Source organism: Ornithinimicrobium jinqii, assembly GCF_045032595.1.
In the GTDB taxonomy this organism is placed as follows: domain Bacteria; phylum Actinomycetota; class Actinomycetes; order Actinomycetales; family Dermatophilaceae; genus Ornithinicoccus.
In genome coordinates this window covers 111,561-126,741 of record NZ_JBJFZS010000029.1, presented here as the reverse complement: position 1 = coordinate 126,741, position 15,181 = coordinate 111,561, and the positions used below count along the sequence as shown (strand labels likewise).

The following is a 15,181-nucleotide window of genomic DNA, read 5'->3' as shown; positions in this document are numbered from 1 at the left end:
TGGTTCTTGGTCTTTCCCGGTTGGTGGTGTGGCGCTGCACAGGATCGTGCAGCGCCACGAAGACGGTGAGGTCGAGCCCGCCCGCGGTGGGGCGGGCCCAGGCGGCGACCGGTGCGGTGCAGCCGGCCTCGAGCCGGGACAGCACGGCGCGCTCGGCGGTGACGGCCGCCCGGGTCGCCGGGTGCTCGAGCAGCTCGACCAGCACGGCGCGCAGCTCGACGTCGTCCTCCCGGCACTCGACCGCGAGGGCGCCCTGGCCGGGGGCCGGCAGCATGACGTCGAGGTCGAGCACCTCGGTGGCCTCGGAGAGGAGGCCCAGCCGCGAGAGTCCGGCGGCGGCGAGCACGACGGCGTCGAGCTCGCCGGAGCGGACGTAGCCGATGCGGGTGTCCACGTTGCCGCGGATGTCCCGGACGTGCAGGTCGGGACGCACCTGGGCGAGCTGGGCGGCGCGGCGCGGGGACCCGGTGCCGACCACGGAGCCGGCCGGCAGCCCGGCGAGCCGAAGGCCGTCGCGGGCGACGAGCACGTCGCGGGGGTCCTCCCGCTCGGGCACCGCCGCCACGACCAGGCCCGGCTCGGGTGCGGTCGGGAGGTCCTTGAGGGAGTGCACGGCCAGGTCGATGCGTCCCTGCCGGAGCCCGTCGCGCAGCGCCGAGGCGAAGACCCCGGTGCCACCGATCTCCGACAGGCTGGCGCGCGAGACGTCCCCCTCGGTGCGCACGAGCACGAGCTCGACGTCGTGGCCGGAGGCCCGCAGCCGGTCGGCGACCCACCCGGACTGGGCCGTGGCCAGGGCGCTGGCGCGGGTGCCGAGGCGAAGCGGATGGCGCAGGCGGCTCATGCCTCGCCCCCGGCGGTCGGCAGCGTCAGCGGCGGCCGGGTCGTGACCACCACCTCGTGCGGGTCGAGGTCGAACAGCTCGCGCAGGGCGTGGGCGAGGTCGGTGTCGCCGGAGGAGACCAGCTCCTTGGCCCGGACGCTGGGGGTGTGCAGCAGCTTGTCCACCACCCGCTGGACGGTCCGGCGGACCTCGACCCGCTCGTCCTCGGGCAGGTGCGGGACACGCTGGTCCAGACGGGCCATCTCGGCGTCGACGACCTTGCTCGCGCTGGCCCGCAGGGCGGCGAGGGTCGGGCCGAGGCGGGCGGCGCGGCGCTCGGTCAAGTAGGCGGCGACCTCGCTGGTCACGAGGTCACGGACCTCGGCGACCGCCCGGTGGGGGACGGCGCCGGCCACCGGACGGGGCAGGAGCCCCTCCTCCGGGGACGTCGCGGCACCGGACGCGACCACGGCCTCGAGCGAGGAGTGCAGGTCTCCGAGCCCCCACAGGTGCACGCCCGGCAGGTCGGTGACGGCGGGGTCGACGTCCCGCGGGAGAGCGAGGTCGAGCAGGACGAGCGGCGCCCCGGTGCGGCCCGTCGCGGCCCGGGCGGCGGCGAGCGCGTCGTGCTCGACGACGTGGCCCACGGCTCCGGTGCAGGCGAGCACCAGGTCGGCCCCGCCGACAAGACGCTCGAGGTCGGCCCAGTCCCCGGCGACCACCTGGTGGTTCTCGGCCAGCCGCAGGGCACGGGCACGCGTGCGGTTGACCACGGTGACGTCGGCGACGCCCGCGCGGACCAGCCGGGCGACGGCGAGGCCGGACATCGCGCCGGCCCCGACGACGACCGCGCGGACCGTGGACAGGTCGGGGTGGACGGTGGTGGCGCGGTCCAGGCCCAGCCCCACCAGCGAGCGCGAGACGCGGTCGATGGCCGTCTCGGCGTGGGCGCGCTTGCCGACCCGCAGCGCCTGCTGGAGCAGCGGGTTGAGCGAGACGCCGAGGCGTCCCTCGCGCTGCGCCGCTGCCAGCGCCTCGCGCAGCTGGCCCAGGATCTCGCTCTCGCCGACGGCCAGGGAGTCGAGGCCGCAGGCGACCTCGAAGAGGTGGGAGACCGCGCGGTCGTCGTAGTGGACGTAGAGGTGGGAGGTCAGCTCCTCCTGGCTCAGCCCGGTGAGCTCGCCGAGGGCGTCGCCGACCTCGGACAGCGCCCCGTGGAAGGTGCCGGCCTCGACGACGACCTCGAGACGGTTGCACGTCGACAGGACCAGCGTCTCCTCGACGTGGTCGCCGGCCTGCAGGCGGGCGCCGAGCTCGCGGGCGGCGCCCGGGGTGAGGGCGGCGCGCTCGAGCAGCTCGATCGGTGCGCTGTGGTGGGACATGCCCACGACCAGGACGCTCATCCGACCTCCAGCCCGCCGCCGCCCGCGAGGGCCCGCTGGTGCTCGTGGAAGGCGAGGACCTGCAGCTCGGTGGCGAGGTCGACGGCACGGACGTGGACGTCCTCCGGGACGCGCAGCACCGTGGGGGCGAAGGTGAGGATCGAGCGGACGCCGAGCGCCACGAGGCGGTCGGCCACCTCCTGCGCCGCGTCGGCCGGCGTGGTGATGACCCCCACCGCCACCGGGGTGCGCGCGGGGTCGAGGGCGGCGAGCGGCTGGACGACGAGCCCGTGGATCTCCTGCCCGAGGACGTCGGGGGCGTTGTCGACGAGCGCGACGATGTGGAAGCCGCGGGTCGCGAGGCCGTCGTAGGCGGCCAGCGCGCGTCCCAGGTTCCCCATCCCGACGATGACGACGGGACGGTCCTCGCTGAGGCCGAGCTCGGCCGAGATCTGCTCGCTCAGCCGGACGACGTCGTAGCCGACGCCGCGCACCCCGTAGGACCCGAGCGAGGACAGGTCCTTGCGGACCTGGGCCGAGCGCACGCCGGTCTCGGCGGCGAGCGCCTCGCTGGACACGGAGTGGTGGCCCTGCTCCGCGAGGGAGGTGAGGGCACGCAGGTAGCCGGGGAGTCTTCCGACGGTGGCCTCGGGGACCCCTCGTCGGGTGGACTCGGCCATCACTGCGGACCGGCTCCTCTCATCGGGCGGCGTCGGACGAACGGGCCTTATACCAGACCTTGCTGGAGCCCCCCGACGCGGACCCCCACACTCTAGGGCTGCTCCCCCAGATCGGCCAAACGACCGCTCGCGGGCCCGCGCGAGGACGGTGGCGAGGAGCCACCCCCCAGCAGGCAGGGAGCACGCCTCACCGGAGGAGGGAGCGGACCGTGGCCTCGTCGACGCGCCAGTGGGCGAGCTCCTCGCCGTCGACGAGGAGGACCGGGACGAGGGTGGTCCACCGCGCGAGCAGGGCCGGGTCGCCGGCGCCCGCCTCGTCGAGGTCGAGGAGCTCGACCGGGTGGTCCTCCCCCAGGACCCGTCGGACGGTCGCCTCCATCTCCTCGCAGAGGTGGCACCCCCGGCGCGTCACGATCGTCAGGGTCAACGGCATACCTGCTCCTCCTCTGCCCGGGGCACCAGACAGGTAGGGCGCCGACCCCGCCGGGGTGGCGCCCTACCTGTGCGTTCGGACCGTCAGCCGGTCACTTCTTGTTGCGACGCTGGTGACGCGTCTTGCGCAGCAGCTTGCGGTGCTTCTTCTTCGCCATCCGCTTGCGGCGCTTCTTGATCACAGAGCCCATGGGCTGTCCTTCGTCTCGATGGTCGGGGTGCTGCTCCGGCGTCGTGCAGCGCACTCGGGTCGAGCGCGGGTGGCACTCGGGTCGAGCGAGGCCGGGGGTGTCGCGGCATCACTGCCACACCTCACCCGCACGACGGATGACCCAAGCCTAGCGCGACCGCGCTGCGGCCCCAAACCCGCTCCGGGCACCGTCGGCGCTCAGGCCGTCCCGTGGTAGGACTCCTCGAGGTAGTCGTGGACCGCCTTCTCCGGGACACGGAAGGAGCGACCGACGCGGACCGCGGGGAGCTCGCCGGAGTGCACCAGTCGGTACACCGTCATCTTGGACACGCGCATCACGGCAGCCACCTCGGCCACCGTCATGAACGTCATCTCGCCGAGCTGGCGCTCTTCAGCCATTGGACGTTTCCCGTCTGTCGAACATCGTGTCGCGTGGGAACGGTCGCGGCTTCCCCTCCGGCCCGTCTCCACTGTTGTCGGGCCAACACTAGGGGCAGGAGTGGTGGTTGCGAAAGTCGTGGCACAAGAAAGTCCAGAGCGACACGCCGTCTGTGACCAATGAAGCGGCTGTGGCCGCTGGGTCAGGCGTGGTGGATCAGTCGAAGAACGGGTCCAGGCCCCAGCCCGGGAAGACCGCGCGTCGCGTCGCCATGATGGCCGAGTCCACGGGGTCCTCCGGGTGGTATCCCTCGCCCCAGCTGCCGTAGCTGATGGCCCGGCCGCCCCGGTCGCCCATCGTGGTCGGGGCCTCCCGCCCGTAGACCTCCGCCACGTGGTCCCGCCAGGACTCCGGGACGGGCAGGCCGGGGTCCACCGGGCGTCCGGTGACGACACCCGTCAGGTGCGTCCAGGCGCGCGGGACCACGTCGACCAGCTCGTAGCCGCCGCCGCCGAGGGCCACCCAGCGACCGCCCGCGGTCTCCTCGGCCAGGTCGCGCACCCACCCCTGGGCCACCGCCATCGCGTCCATCGACACCGACAGGTGGGCCAGCGGGTCGGCGTAGTGGCAGTCGCAACCGTGCTGGCTGACGATGATGTCGGGGCGGAAGGCGCGCGCGATGGTGGGGACCACGGCCGTGTAGGCGCGCAGCCAGCCCTCGTCGCCGGTCCCGGCCGGCAGGGCGATGTTGACCGCCGAGTCGAGGGCGCGCGGACCGCCGGTGTCGCCGGGGAAGCCGGTGCCGGGGAAGAGCGCGCGTCCGGTCTCGTGGATCGAGACCGTCATCACCCGGTCGTCGTTCCAGAAGCACCGTTCAACCCCGTCGCCGTGGTGCACGTCGAGGTCGAGGTAGAGCACCCGCTCGGCCCCCAGGTCGAGAAGGCGGCGGATGCCGATGGCGATGTCGTTGTAGACGCAGAACCCGCTGGCCGCCGCCGGCATAGCGTGGTGCAGGCCGCCGGCGATGTTGACCGCGTGCCGCGCGGCACCGGTCCAGACCCCCTCGCAGGCGGCGAGCGTGCCGCCGACCGCGAGCGCCGAGGCCTCGTGCATGCCCCGGAAGGCCGGGGTGTCGTCGGTGCCGACGCCGTGCCGACCGGTCGCCGCACCGGGGTCCTGCGAGGCCTCCTTGACGGCCGCAAGCAGGTCGGGGGTGTGGACGGTGAGCAGCTCCTCGTCCGTGGCCGGCACGACGGACCGAACCTCGACGTCGGCGTGGTCGAGCAGTCCGATCGCGTCGCAGAGCCGGTGGGTCAGGTCGAGCCGCGAGGGGTGCATGGGGTGCCCGGGCCCGAAGTCGTAGGCCGTGTAGCGGTCGTCCCACATCACCCATGACCCGGTCATGGGACCACGGTAATCCACGACAGGACGTCGTGGTCGGGGGGTCGGACCGGTCAGAGGGAGGTCGGCACGCCGCCGTTGTCGGCGAGCGGGTAGACCATCATCATCTCCTCGGAGTCCGCGTCCTCCTCGTCGACGCCGCGGATCCGCATGGGGCGACGGTCGTCGGTGGGGCGGAAGCCGAAGCTGGAGGCGAAGGCGACGGCGCGGCCGTTGTCGGTGCCGACCCAGTAGACGAGCTGCTTGAGCCCGACCTCGCGGCCCACGACCGCGGCCTTCTCCATCAGCCGACGGGCCACGCCGGTGCCGCGGCGGGGGGCCTCGACCCACAGGCCGAACAGCTCTCCGGCGCCGGGGATGTTGGTGCGGTGGCCGGTGCCCACGCTCACGACGCCGATGACGTTCCCGTCGTCCTCGGCGAGGATCCGGCGGGAGCGCTCCATGCGGGTCTGCCAGGTCTCGTCGGTGAAGGCAGCCTCTTCCTCGGCGGACGCGACGAAGGCTTCTGGTGATTCACGCAGAGCGCGCAGACGGACGTCGCGGTAGCTGGCCCACTCGTCCTCGGACAGGACGCGCACGTGAATCTCACTCATGGCCCTACTCTGTCACACGGTCTGAGGGTGCTGCGCGGGCGTCGGTGAACAGGCGGTGACGGGCGCTCAGACGGCCGGGGGCGAGAGCTGGCTGGAGCGGGTCGCGGCCGCCTCCATCGCCGTGAGGAAGGCGGCGCGCACCTTGTGGTCCTCCAGCGCCCGGAGCGCCGCGACGCTCGTGCCGCCCGGGCTGGACACCTGCTCGCGCAGGACCGTGGGGTGCGTGCCCGTCTCGCGGATCATCGTGGCGGCGCCGTAGAGGGTCTGGACGACCAGCTCGGTCGCGGTGTCCCGCGGCAGTCCCAGCAGCACGCCGGCCTCGATCATCGCCTCGACGACGTAGAAGATGTAGGCCGGTCCGCTGCCGCTGATCGCGGTCACCGCGTCCTGGTGCACCTCGTCGAGCACGATGACCCGCCCGACGTTCGCCATCAGCATCCTGGCCTGCTCGAGCTGCTCGTCCGTGCAGTGCCGCCCCGGGCTCATCCCGGACATCCCCTGGTCCACCAGCGCGGGGGTGTTGGGCATGACCCGCACCACCGACGTGCCCTCCGGGAGCCGGCGCTCCAGGAAGTCGGTCGAGATGCCGGCGGCGATGGAGACGACGAGGGTCCCGGGCCGCACGTGGTCGTGGACCTCCTCGACGAGGGCGGCCATGTCCTGGGGCTTGACGGCCAGCACGACGACGTCGGCGGCCTCGACGGCCTCGGGGGCGGGCAGGGCTCGGGCGCCGTGCTCGTCCGCGACCTGCTCGGCGCGCTGGACCGACTTGTCCGCGACCACCAGGTCGGCCGGGTCGTGCCCCGAGCGGACCAGCGCCGCGAGCAGCGTGCTGCCCATCACGCCCGCACCCAGCAGCGCGATCGTCATACCCCTCATCCCCGGGTGGCCAGGCCGCGCAGGAAGAAGCCCAGGTTCGCCGGGCGCTCGGCCATCCTCCGCATGAGGTAGCCGTACCACTCCTCGCCGTAGGGGACGTAGACGCGCATCCGGGCCCCGCTGGCGGCCAGCCGCAGCTGCTCCTCCGGCCGGATGCCGAGGAGCATCTGGAACTCGAAGCTGTCCGCCTCTCGCTGCGCCTTGTCGGCGAGCACGGTGGCGATCTCGACGAGACGCGGGTCGTGCGAGGCGATCATCGGGTAGCCCGGACCCTCCATGAGGATCTTGAGGCAGCGCACGAACGACCGGTCGACGTCGGCCTTGTCCTGGAAGGCGACCGTCTCGGGCTCCTTGTAGGTGCCCTTGCAGATCCGGATCCGCGAGCCCTCGGTGGCCAGGTCCCGGCAGTCCTGCTCGGTCCGGTAGAGGTAGCTCTGCAGCACGGCCCCCACCCACGGCCAGTCCTGGCGCAGGTCGCGCAGGACCGACAGCGTCAGGTCGGTGGTCGTGTGGTCCTCCATGTCGAGGGTCACGGTGGTGCCGGCGTTGGCGGCGGCCCGGCAGATGGCCCGGGCGTTCTCGAGGGCGATCGCGTTGCCGTCGCGTCCGAGCGCCTGACCGAGGGCGCTGAGCTTGAGGCTGACCTCGACGGTGGCGTCGGCGGTGAGGCCGGCCTCGGCGAGGAGGCCCAGGAGCATGACGTAGGCGTCGCGGGTGTGCTCGGCCATCGCCGGGTCCACCGTGTCCTCGCCGAGATAGTCGATCGTGACCAGACGGCGCGTGTCGACGAGCTCGGTGGCCGCCGCGAGCACGTCCTGGTGGGTGACGCCGCCGACGAACCGTCGCACGACGTCGCGGCTGACCGGCGCGGCCTCGATCACGGAGCGGAGCGAGTCGTTGCGGCTCATCCCGAGCAGGGTCTGCCGCATGAGCACGGCCGGATTGAGGTCGGCGAGGTCCATGGCTGCAGATCGTACGCTCAGGCGGGGGGCCGGGCCCCCGGCAGGTCGTGCTGGCCGAGGTGCTCGCGGGCGTAGGCCAACGACTCGGCGAGCGCCTCCTCGCGAGCGGCGGTCTTCAGCCGGCGGGTGCCGACCTCCAGGCTCACGACGCCCTCGAAACCGGTCTGCACCAGGTGGTCCAGGACCTCCGCGCACTTCTGGTTGCCGCGACCGGGCACGAGGTGCTCGTCCTTGAAGGAGCCGAAGGAGTCGCCCAGGTGCAGGTGGGTGACCCGGTCGCCCAGGTCCTGGGCGAGCTCGAGGGCGTCGGTGCCGGCGGTGGCGGCGTGCGAGATGTCCAGCGTGACGTCGCCGTAGGGGAAGTCGCGCGGGTCCGGACCCGGCAGGTAGGCCTGCATCGCGTTGACGCCGGAGCGCCACGGGAACATGTTCTCGACCGCGATCTTGACCCCCCAGCTGCGCTGACGCTCCGCGACCCCCTCGACGAAGCCCTCGGCATACCCCCGCTGCCACCGGAACGGCGGGTGGACGACCACGCAGCCCGCCCCCACCTCGGCGGCGAGGTCGAGCGCCCGCTCGACCTTGCCCCACGGCTCCCAGCCCCAGAGTCGTTGCGCCAGCAGGAGGGTGGGGGCGTGGATCGCCCCGATCGGCAGCTCGTGCAGCTCGGCGAGCGCACGCAGGGCCCCGGCCTCCTGGGTGACGGGGTCGGTCCACACCATGATCTCGACGCCGTCGTAGCCGAGGCGCTGCGCCAGGTCGAAGCAGTAGGCGGCGTTCTCGGGGTAGACCGAGGACGACGAGAGGTGCACCGGGATGTGGTCAGTCATCGCTGAGTCCGTCCATGAAGCGCAGGATGAGGCCTTCTCGCATGGCCCAGGGGCAGATGGTGAGCTCCTCGAGGTCGAGCAGCTCCATCGCCGACTCGGCCACGACCGCGCCGGCGAGCAGCTGGGGCGCACGGGCGCTCGAGACGCCGGGCAGGCCGGCGCGCTCGGCCGCCGTCATCGAGGCCAGCCTGGGCACCAGCTCGGCCAGGGCGGCCCGGCTCAGGGTGCGGTCCACGAACGGCCCGTCCGCACGCGGCGCCGCGCCGCAGACCCGAGCCAGGGACCGGAAGGTCTTGCTGGTGCCGACCGCCAGGTGCGGCTCGCCGACCTTGGCCAGGGCGGGACGGACCCGGGCGATCTCCGAGCGCACCCGCTTGCGCAGGGCCCTGACCTGGTCGGGACCGGGCGGGTCGCCGACGAGCTCGCGGGTGAGCCGGCCGGCACCGAGGGGCAGGGAGACCGCGACGTCCGGGTCCTCGTCCATCCCGGCCGCGAGCTCCAGGGAGCCGCCGCCGATGTCGACGTCGAGGAGACGGCCGGCCGACCAGCCGAACCAGCGACGGACGGCGAGGAAGGTCATCCGCGCCTCGTCCTCCCCTGCCAGCACCTGCAGGTCGACGCCGGAGGCCGCGGCGACCTGCTCGAGGACGGCCTCGGTGTTCGTGGCGTCGCGGATCGCGCTGGTCGCGAAGGCCATCAGCTGCGCGACGCCGCGGCTCTCCGCGACCTCCACGCAGTCGGTGACGAAGCGGGCCAGGGCGCCCGCGCCCTCGTCGGACAGGGCACCGTCGTCGGTGAGGTGCTGCGCGAGGCGCAGCGGGACGCTGTGGGAGTAGTCGGGCAGCGGGTGCGCGCCCGGGTGCGCGTCGACGACGAGCAGGTGGACCGTGGTGGATCCCACGTCGATCACGCCGAGTCGCATGACCTCCATTATCCCCCTCTACAGTGACGCGATGACCGAGACCCCGCTCGAGACGCCTCGGGCGTGGGCCGAGTTCACCGACCCGGCGGAGCCGGGCCAGCGGCTGCGGGTCGACCTGACCTGGCTGACCTCGCGCTGGCGGTGCATCTTCGGTACCGGCTGCCCCGGGATCGACGCGGACGAGCCCGACGCCGGCTGCTGCACCCTCGGCGCCCACTTCACCGACGCCGACGACGTGGCCCGGGTCGCGGCCGTCGTCGAGCGCCTCGGCCCGGACGAGTGGGAGCTGCGGGACGCGGGGCTGGAGGAGGGCTGGCAGGTCGCCGACGAGGACGCGAGCACGACACGGGTCGTCGACGGCGCGTGCATCTTCCTCAACCGCCCGGGCTTCCCCGCGGGGACAGGCTGCGCCCTGCACCAGCACGCGGTCGCCGAGGGGGTGGAGCCGCTGACGACCAAGCCGGACGTGTGCTGGCAGCTTCCGGTCCGCCGCCTCTACCGCGACGTCGAGGTCCCCGACGGCACGACCTACCTGGAGGTCACCCTCACCGAGTACGACCGCCGCGCCTGGGGCCCGGGCGGGCACGACCTCGACTGGTACTGCACCGGCTCCCCGCTCGCGCACACCGGTGGCGTGCCGGTCTACGTCTCGCTGCGTGCCGAGCTCGTCGAGCTCGCCGGGGAGCAGGCGTATGCCGTGCTCGCACGGCTGTGCGAGGAGCACCTCCTGGCCGTGGGCGCCGTGGTCGGGGCGGGGCCGCCCGGTCCGGACGGGCGGCTGCGGCTGCCGCTGCTCGTGCACCCGGCCACCGCGGTCGCCGCCGCGTCCGCGCAGGACTGTCGGAGCTGCCGCATACCCTGACGTCCGTGGCAGCCAAGAGCGGGAGCAGGTCGACCTACCGGTGCAGCGAGTGCGGGTGGACGGCGGTGAAGTGGGTGGGCCGGTGCGGCGAGTGCCAGGCCTGGGGCACGGTCGCGGAGACCGGCGCCCCGGGAGCGGTGCGCACGCAGGCCGTCTCCCCCGCCCGGCGGGCCGTCCCGATCGGGGACGTCGACGCGCAGACGGCGCGGGCCCGGTCCACGGGCGTCGGCGAGTTCGACCGGGTGCTCGGCGGAGGCATCGTGCCCGGCGCTGTGGTGCTCATGGCCGGCGAGCCCGGCATCGGCAAGTCCACGCTGGCGCTCGACGTGGCGGCGCGGGCAGCCCGCAGCGGGCGCTCGGTGCTCTACGTCTCGGGCGAGGAGTCGGCGGCCCAGGTCAAGCTGCGGGCCGAGCGGATCGGGGCGCTCGCCGACACCCTCTACCTGGCCGCCGAGACCGACCTGGGGACGGTCCTGGGCCAGCTCGAGCAGATCGGTCCCGACCTGCTGGTCGTCGACTCGGTGCAGACCATCGCCTCGGCCGACGTCGACGGTGCCCCCGGCAACGTCGGGCAGGTCCGCGAGGTCGCCGGAGCGCTGATCCAGGCGGCGAAGACGCGGGACATCGCGGCCATCCTCATCGGGCACGTGACCAAGGACGGGTCCATCGCCGGGCCACGCGTCCTGGAGCACCTCGTCGACGTCGTCGTGCAGTTCGAGGGCGAGCGGCACTCGCGGCTGCGCCTCGTGCGCGCCGTGAAGAACCGCTTCGGCCCGACCGACGAGGTCGGCTGCTTCGACCTGGGCGACGCCGGCATCACCGGGCTGCCGGACCCGAGCGGGCTGTTCCTCACCAGCCGCGACCGGCCGGTGCCGGGCACCTGCGTGACCGTCACCCTGGAGGGACGCCGGCCGCTCGTCGCCGAGCTGCAGGCGCTGGTGAGCGCGTCCGCGGCGGGTGGGTCGCCGCGACGGACGACCAGCGGCCTCGACTCCTCCCGGCTGGCGATGGTGCTCGCGGTGCTCGAGCAGCGCGCCGGGCTGCCGCTGTCCACGCACGACTGCTACGCGGCGACGGTCGGGGGCGTGCGGCTGGGCGAGCCGGCCGCCGACCTGGCGCTCGCGCTGGCGCTGACCAGCTCGGTCGGTGACCTGCCGCTGCCGATGGGCACGATCGCTGTCGGTGAGGTCGGGCTCGCCGGCGACCTGCGCCCGGTGACCGGGCTGACCCGCCGGCTCGCGGAGGCGGCGCGCATCGGCTTCACCGAGGCGGTCGTCCCGGCCGGGTCGCTGCGCGAGGGTGCAGCGCCGACCGGGATGCGCGTGCACGAGGTCGCCACGCTCGGCGAGGCCGTGGACCTGGTGACGTCGGCGGCGCAGGCGAGCCGGCCGCGCGCGGCGAGGCTGGCGGGCGGGACGGCGACCTGGGACGGGGAGTCCGCCTGGGACGGGGAGTCCGCGTGAGCACGACGAGGTCACGATGCAGTAAAGAAAGGGCAGGTGGGGATGGTCGAGCGTCGCGGTGGACCTAGGATTCCCACCGGGGACACAAGGCGGGCGCACGGAGCACCTCCGCCGGGAAGGTCGGGACCGTTGCCAGAGCGAACTGACGAGGACCTGCTCCGCGCCACGCTCGCCGCGGTGGCGCCGGGCACCGACCTGCGCGACGGGCTCGAGCGGATCCTGCGCGGCCGCACCGGGGCCCTCATCGTGCTGGGCTCGGACCGGACCGTCGAGGCCATCATCTCCGGCGGCTTCGAGCTCGACGTCGAGTTCTCGGCGACCCGGCTGCGGGAGCTGGCCAAGATGGACGGCGCGATCGTGCTCTCCCGCGACGGCACCCGCATCCTGCGCGCGGCGGCACAGCTCGTCCCCGACCCCGCGATCGAGACCAAGGAGAGCGGGACCCGGCACCGCACGGCCGAGCGCACGGCCAAGCAGACCGGCATGCCGGTCATCTCGGTGAGCCAGTCGATGGCGATCGTGGCCCTCTACGTCAACTCGCTGCGTCACGTCCTCGAGGCGCGCGCCCAGATCCTGGCCCAGGCCAACCAGGCGCTGCAGACCCTCGAGCGCTACCGCGCGCGGCTCGACGAGGTCACGTCCACGCTGTCCGCGCTGGAGATCGAGGACCTCGTGACCATCCGTGAGGTGGCCGCCGTCCTCCAGCGCCTGGAGATGGTGCGGCGGATCAGCGCCGAGATCGAGCAGTACGTCGTCGAGCTCGGGGTGGACGGCCGGCTCGTCGGCCTCCAGCTCGAGGAGCTCACCGGCGGCATCGGCCGGGACCGCGAGCTCGTCATCCGCGACTACGCCGCGGCCGCCGAGGCGATCCGGGACCCGGCGGACGTGCTGGAGTCGCTCTCCCGCCTCGACAGTGCCGAGCTGCTCGACCTCGTCTCCGTGGCCCGCTGCATGGGCATCACCGTGATCGGCGACGGGATGGACCACCACTCGCTCACGCCCTCCGGCTTCCGGCTCCTGCACCGCATACCCCGCCTGCCCGGGGCGATCGTGGACCGGCTGGTCGACCACTTCGGCAACTTCCAGGCCCTGCTGTCGGCCGGTCTCGAGGACCTCATGCAGGTCGACGGGGTCGGCGAGGCGCGTGCCCGGGCGGTGCGCGAGGGGCTGTCGCGACTGGCCGAGTCCTCGATCCTGGAGCGCTACTCGTAGTGCCGGCACCCGCGTCACCGGCCGCTCCCGAGCTCCTGCACGAGCTCGCCCTGCCCTGGTACGCCGGGCACCAGCGCGACCTGCCCTGGCGCCGCCCCGACCGCTCCCCCTGGGGCGTCCTGGTGTCCGAGGTCATGCTCCAGCAGACACCCGTCGTCCGCGTGGAGCCGGTGTGGCGCCGCTGGATGACGCTGTGGCCGGCGCCCGCCGACCTGGCGGCGGCGAGCCCCGGCGAGGCCGTCCGCGAGTGGGGGCGGCTCGGCTACCCCCGCCGCGCCCTGCGCCTGCACGCCGCCGCGACGGCGATCGCCGGCGACCACGGCGGCCTGGTCCCGCCCGACGAGGCGGCTCTGAGGTCGCTGCCGGGGGTCGGCGACTACACCGCGGCGGCGGTGGCGGCCTTCGCCTTCGGCCGCCGGGCGACGGTGGTCGACACCAACGTCCGCCGGGTCCACGCCCGCGCGGTCTCCGGGACAGCGCTGCCCGCGCCCGCGCTGACGAGGGCGGAGGTGGCCCTGGCCACGTCCTTGCTGCCCGCGGACGACGCCGACGCCGCCACCTGGAACGTCGCGGTCATGGAGCTCGGTGCCCTGGTCTGCACCGCACGTTCACCCCGTTGCGACGTGTGCCCCCTCTCCGCGGTGTGCGCGTGGCGGCTGGCCGGGTCACCGCCGCACGAGGGCCCCGCCCGTCGCGGCCAGGCGTGGGAGGGCACGGACCGGCAGTGCCGCGGCCGGATGGTCCAGCTCCTGCGCGAGGCGACGGCTCCCCTCCCCGGCGACGCCCTGAGAGCGGTCTGGCCCGACGGTGCGCAGCGCGACCGCTGCCTCGACGCCCTCGTCGCCGACGGCCTCGTCGAACCTCTGGACGACGACCTCTTCCGTCTTCCGGGCGCCTGAGACCGGGCTCACACGTGGGCGCGGACGACCTCCACGCTGCGCCGGGCGGCCTCCGGGGTCACGAACGGCGCCGTCGGGAGGTTGAGGACGCGGGCGGACGCGTCCTCCGCCACCGGGCAGGTCGCGGGGTCGTAGTCGAAGAGGGCCATGTCGGTCGGTCCCGGGAACAGCGTCGGCCGGTACCACCGTCCCGGCACCAGGCCCTCGGCGCCGAGCGCCTCGAACACCTCCTCGGCCTGGGCCGGGGACGCGAGGAGCAGCGGGAAGCGCACGAGGGAGAGCGAGGGGTCGTCGAAGAGCCGCGGGATCGTGACCCCCCGGACCCCCGACAGGCCCTGGCGGTAGGTCGCGCCGGTGCGCCTGCGGTGCTCCGTCGTCGCCGCCAGGCCGCCCACGGCACCGACGACCTCGCGCAGCGCGGGGTAGGACAGGAGCGTCGGCTCGCCCGCCACCCGGCCCGACCGCTCCGACGGCATGATCGCCATGTCGACGAGCCCCGCCGAGGCCGCCGCCGACAGCGCCCTGGCCCCCGGACCGCCCAACCGGCCGGCCACGCGCCGGGCGGGGGTGCCGAGCACGTGGGCCAGCGCCTCGCGGCGGCCCGCGACGGGCAGCGCCGACAGCGCCGCGGTGAGCACGCCGTGCCAGGGCCCCCCGCGCAGGGCCGGGTTGACCCATACGGCCGCACCGGCCCGGGTCGGCAGCATCTTCTCGACACCGAAGCTGTGGACCGACACGTCCGCCGCGGGCGCGCCGTCGGGCCCCCGCCCCAGCCGACCCAGGCAGTGGGCGGAGTCCTCGACGAGCAGCGCCCCCTCGGGGGTGAACTGCCGCAGCCGCGCCACCGGGGCCAGGGGGCCGAAGGTGTGCTGCGCCACGACCGCCCGGGTGGCGGCGGAGACGACGCCCGGCAGCCGGGCCGGGTCGATGGCGAGGGTGTTGACGTCGACGTCGGCGTACCGCGGGCGCAGGCCGGCGGTCAGGATCGGCGCGACCGCCGTGATGCAGGTGAACGGCTGCGTCACCACCTCCCCCGGACCCGCGTGCTGCTGGACCGTCCGCATGACGACCAGCAGCGCGTGCCTGGCCTTGCTGACCAGGTGCCAGTCGGCCGGGTCCGTCCCGGACGCCTGGGCGAGAGCGCGCCTGACCGTCATGGAGTCGTTGACCAGCGCCGTCGTCGATTCGTCCACGGTCGGAGTCTAGGCGGCGCTCCCCGGCCCCGCCCCCCGGCACCGCCGGTGGCCTGCCAGGGACTGCCACCGGCTCGCG

Annotated in this window: 17 protein-coding genes; 4 read left to right on the top strand and 13 right to left on the bottom strand. The window is 74.2% G+C overall.

What is annotated here, in order from left to right; translation table 11 throughout:
- The 12 genes from hemC to ACI3ET_RS13830 form a co-directional block, all read right to left on the bottom strand.
- Positions 1-844: hydroxymethylbilane synthase (gene hemC, locus ACI3ET_RS13885; RefSeq protein ID WP_405033657.1), on the bottom strand; the 844-nt coding region annotated here is incomplete at its 3' end.
- On the bottom strand, positions 841-2,226 hold the full coding sequence (locus ACI3ET_RS13880; RefSeq protein ID WP_405033656.1) for a glutamyl-tRNA reductase: 1,386 nt from the start codon (positions 2,224-2,226) through the stop codon (positions 841-843). The genes hemC and ACI3ET_RS13880, both read right to left, overlap by 4 nt.
- Positions 2,223-2,885, bottom strand: coding sequence for a redox-sensing transcriptional repressor Rex (locus ACI3ET_RS13875; RefSeq protein WP_405033655.1), 663 nt, complete (start codon positions 2,883-2,885; stop codon positions 2,223-2,225). Before ACI3ET_RS13875 ends, ACI3ET_RS13880 begins: the two co-directional genes overlap by 4 nt.
- Positions 2,886-3,072: 187 nt before the next feature.
- Positions 3,073-3,318: a glutaredoxin family protein gene (locus tag ACI3ET_RS13870; RefSeq protein WP_405033654.1), complete on the bottom strand. Its 246-nt coding sequence runs from the start codon at positions 3,316-3,318 to the stop codon at positions 3,073-3,075.
- Positions 3,319-3,409: 91 nt separating this feature from the next.
- The gene (locus ACI3ET_RS13865; protein WP_003792170.1) at positions 3,410-3,508 is read right to left on the bottom strand and encodes a 30S ribosomal protein bS22; all 99 of its coding nucleotides are present in this window, start codon (positions 3,506-3,508) and stop codon (positions 3,410-3,412) included.
- Positions 3,509-3,705: 197 nt separating this feature from the next.
- Complete coding sequence (locus tag ACI3ET_RS13860) at positions 3,706-3,906, bottom strand: helix-turn-helix domain-containing protein (RefSeq protein WP_405033653.1); 201 nt, start codon at positions 3,904-3,906, stop codon at positions 3,706-3,708.
- Between the two features lie 196 nt (positions 3,907-4,102).
- Complete coding sequence (locus ACI3ET_RS13855) at positions 4,103-5,290, bottom strand: acetoin utilization protein AcuC (protein ID WP_405033652.1); 1,188 nt, start codon at positions 5,288-5,290, stop codon at positions 4,103-4,105.
- 50 nt (positions 5,291-5,340) lie between these two features.
- On the bottom strand, positions 5,341-5,880 hold the full coding sequence (locus ACI3ET_RS13850; RefSeq protein WP_405033651.1) for a GNAT family N-acetyltransferase: 540 nt from the start codon (positions 5,878-5,880) through the stop codon (positions 5,341-5,343).
- Positions 5,881-5,946: 66 nt separating this feature from the next.
- A complete protein-coding gene (proC, locus tag ACI3ET_RS13845; RefSeq protein WP_405033650.1) occupies positions 5,947-6,750 on the bottom strand; it encodes a pyrroline-5-carboxylate reductase in 804 nt (267 codons plus the stop codon).
- 5 nt (positions 6,751-6,755) lie between these two features.
- The gene (locus ACI3ET_RS13840) at positions 6,756-7,721 is read right to left on the bottom strand and encodes a proline dehydrogenase family protein (RefSeq protein WP_405033649.1); all 966 of its coding nucleotides are present in this window, start codon (positions 7,719-7,721) and stop codon (positions 6,756-6,758) included.
- A 17-nt stretch (positions 7,722-7,738) separates the two neighbouring features.
- On the bottom strand, positions 7,739-8,551 hold the full coding sequence (locus tag ACI3ET_RS13835; RefSeq protein ID WP_405033648.1) for a sugar phosphate isomerase/epimerase family protein: 813 nt from the start codon (positions 8,549-8,551) through the stop codon (positions 7,739-7,741).
- A complete protein-coding gene (locus ACI3ET_RS13830) occupies positions 8,544-9,473 on the bottom strand; it encodes a Ppx/GppA family phosphatase (RefSeq protein ID WP_405033647.1) in 930 nt (309 codons plus the stop codon). Before ACI3ET_RS13830 ends, ACI3ET_RS13835 begins: the two co-directional genes overlap by 8 nt.
- 31 nt (positions 9,474-9,504) lie before the next feature.
- On the opposite strand from ACI3ET_RS13830, the gene ACI3ET_RS13825 reads away from it, so the two are divergent.
- The 4 genes from ACI3ET_RS13825 (at position 9,505) to ACI3ET_RS13810 (ending at position 13,909) form a co-directional block, all read left to right on the top strand.
- Positions 9,505-10,335 (top strand): hypothetical protein, encoded by an 831-nt coding sequence (locus tag ACI3ET_RS13825; RefSeq protein WP_405033646.1) that lies wholly within the window; start codon positions 9,505-9,507, stop codon positions 10,333-10,335.
- Between the two features lie 5 nt (positions 10,336-10,340).
- A complete protein-coding gene (gene radA, locus ACI3ET_RS13820; RefSeq protein WP_405033645.1) occupies positions 10,341-11,798 on the top strand; it encodes a DNA repair protein RadA in 1,458 nt (485 codons plus the stop codon).
- A gap of 129 nt (positions 11,799-11,927) precedes the next feature.
- Entirely contained in the window at positions 11,928-13,010 is a 1,083-nt protein-coding gene (gene disA, locus ACI3ET_RS13815) for a DNA integrity scanning diadenylate cyclase DisA (RefSeq protein WP_405033644.1), read from the top strand.
- Positions 13,010-13,909 carry an HhH-GPD family protein gene (locus ACI3ET_RS13810; protein ID WP_405033643.1) on the top strand — a complete coding sequence of 300 codons (900 nt, stop codon included), beginning with the start codon at positions 13,010-13,012 and terminating at the stop codon, positions 13,907-13,909. The genes disA and ACI3ET_RS13810 overlap by 1 nt, the downstream gene beginning before the upstream one ends.
- An 8-nt stretch (positions 13,910-13,917) precedes the next feature.
- Here the strand turns inward: ACI3ET_RS13810 and ACI3ET_RS13805 are convergent, their stop codons facing one another.
- Positions 13,918-15,102, bottom strand: a complete 1,185-nt coding sequence (locus tag ACI3ET_RS13805; protein WP_405033642.1) for a DegT/DnrJ/EryC1/StrS family aminotransferase — start codon at positions 15,100-15,102, stop codon at positions 13,918-13,920.
- Positions 15,103-15,181: the final 79 nt, after the last annotated feature.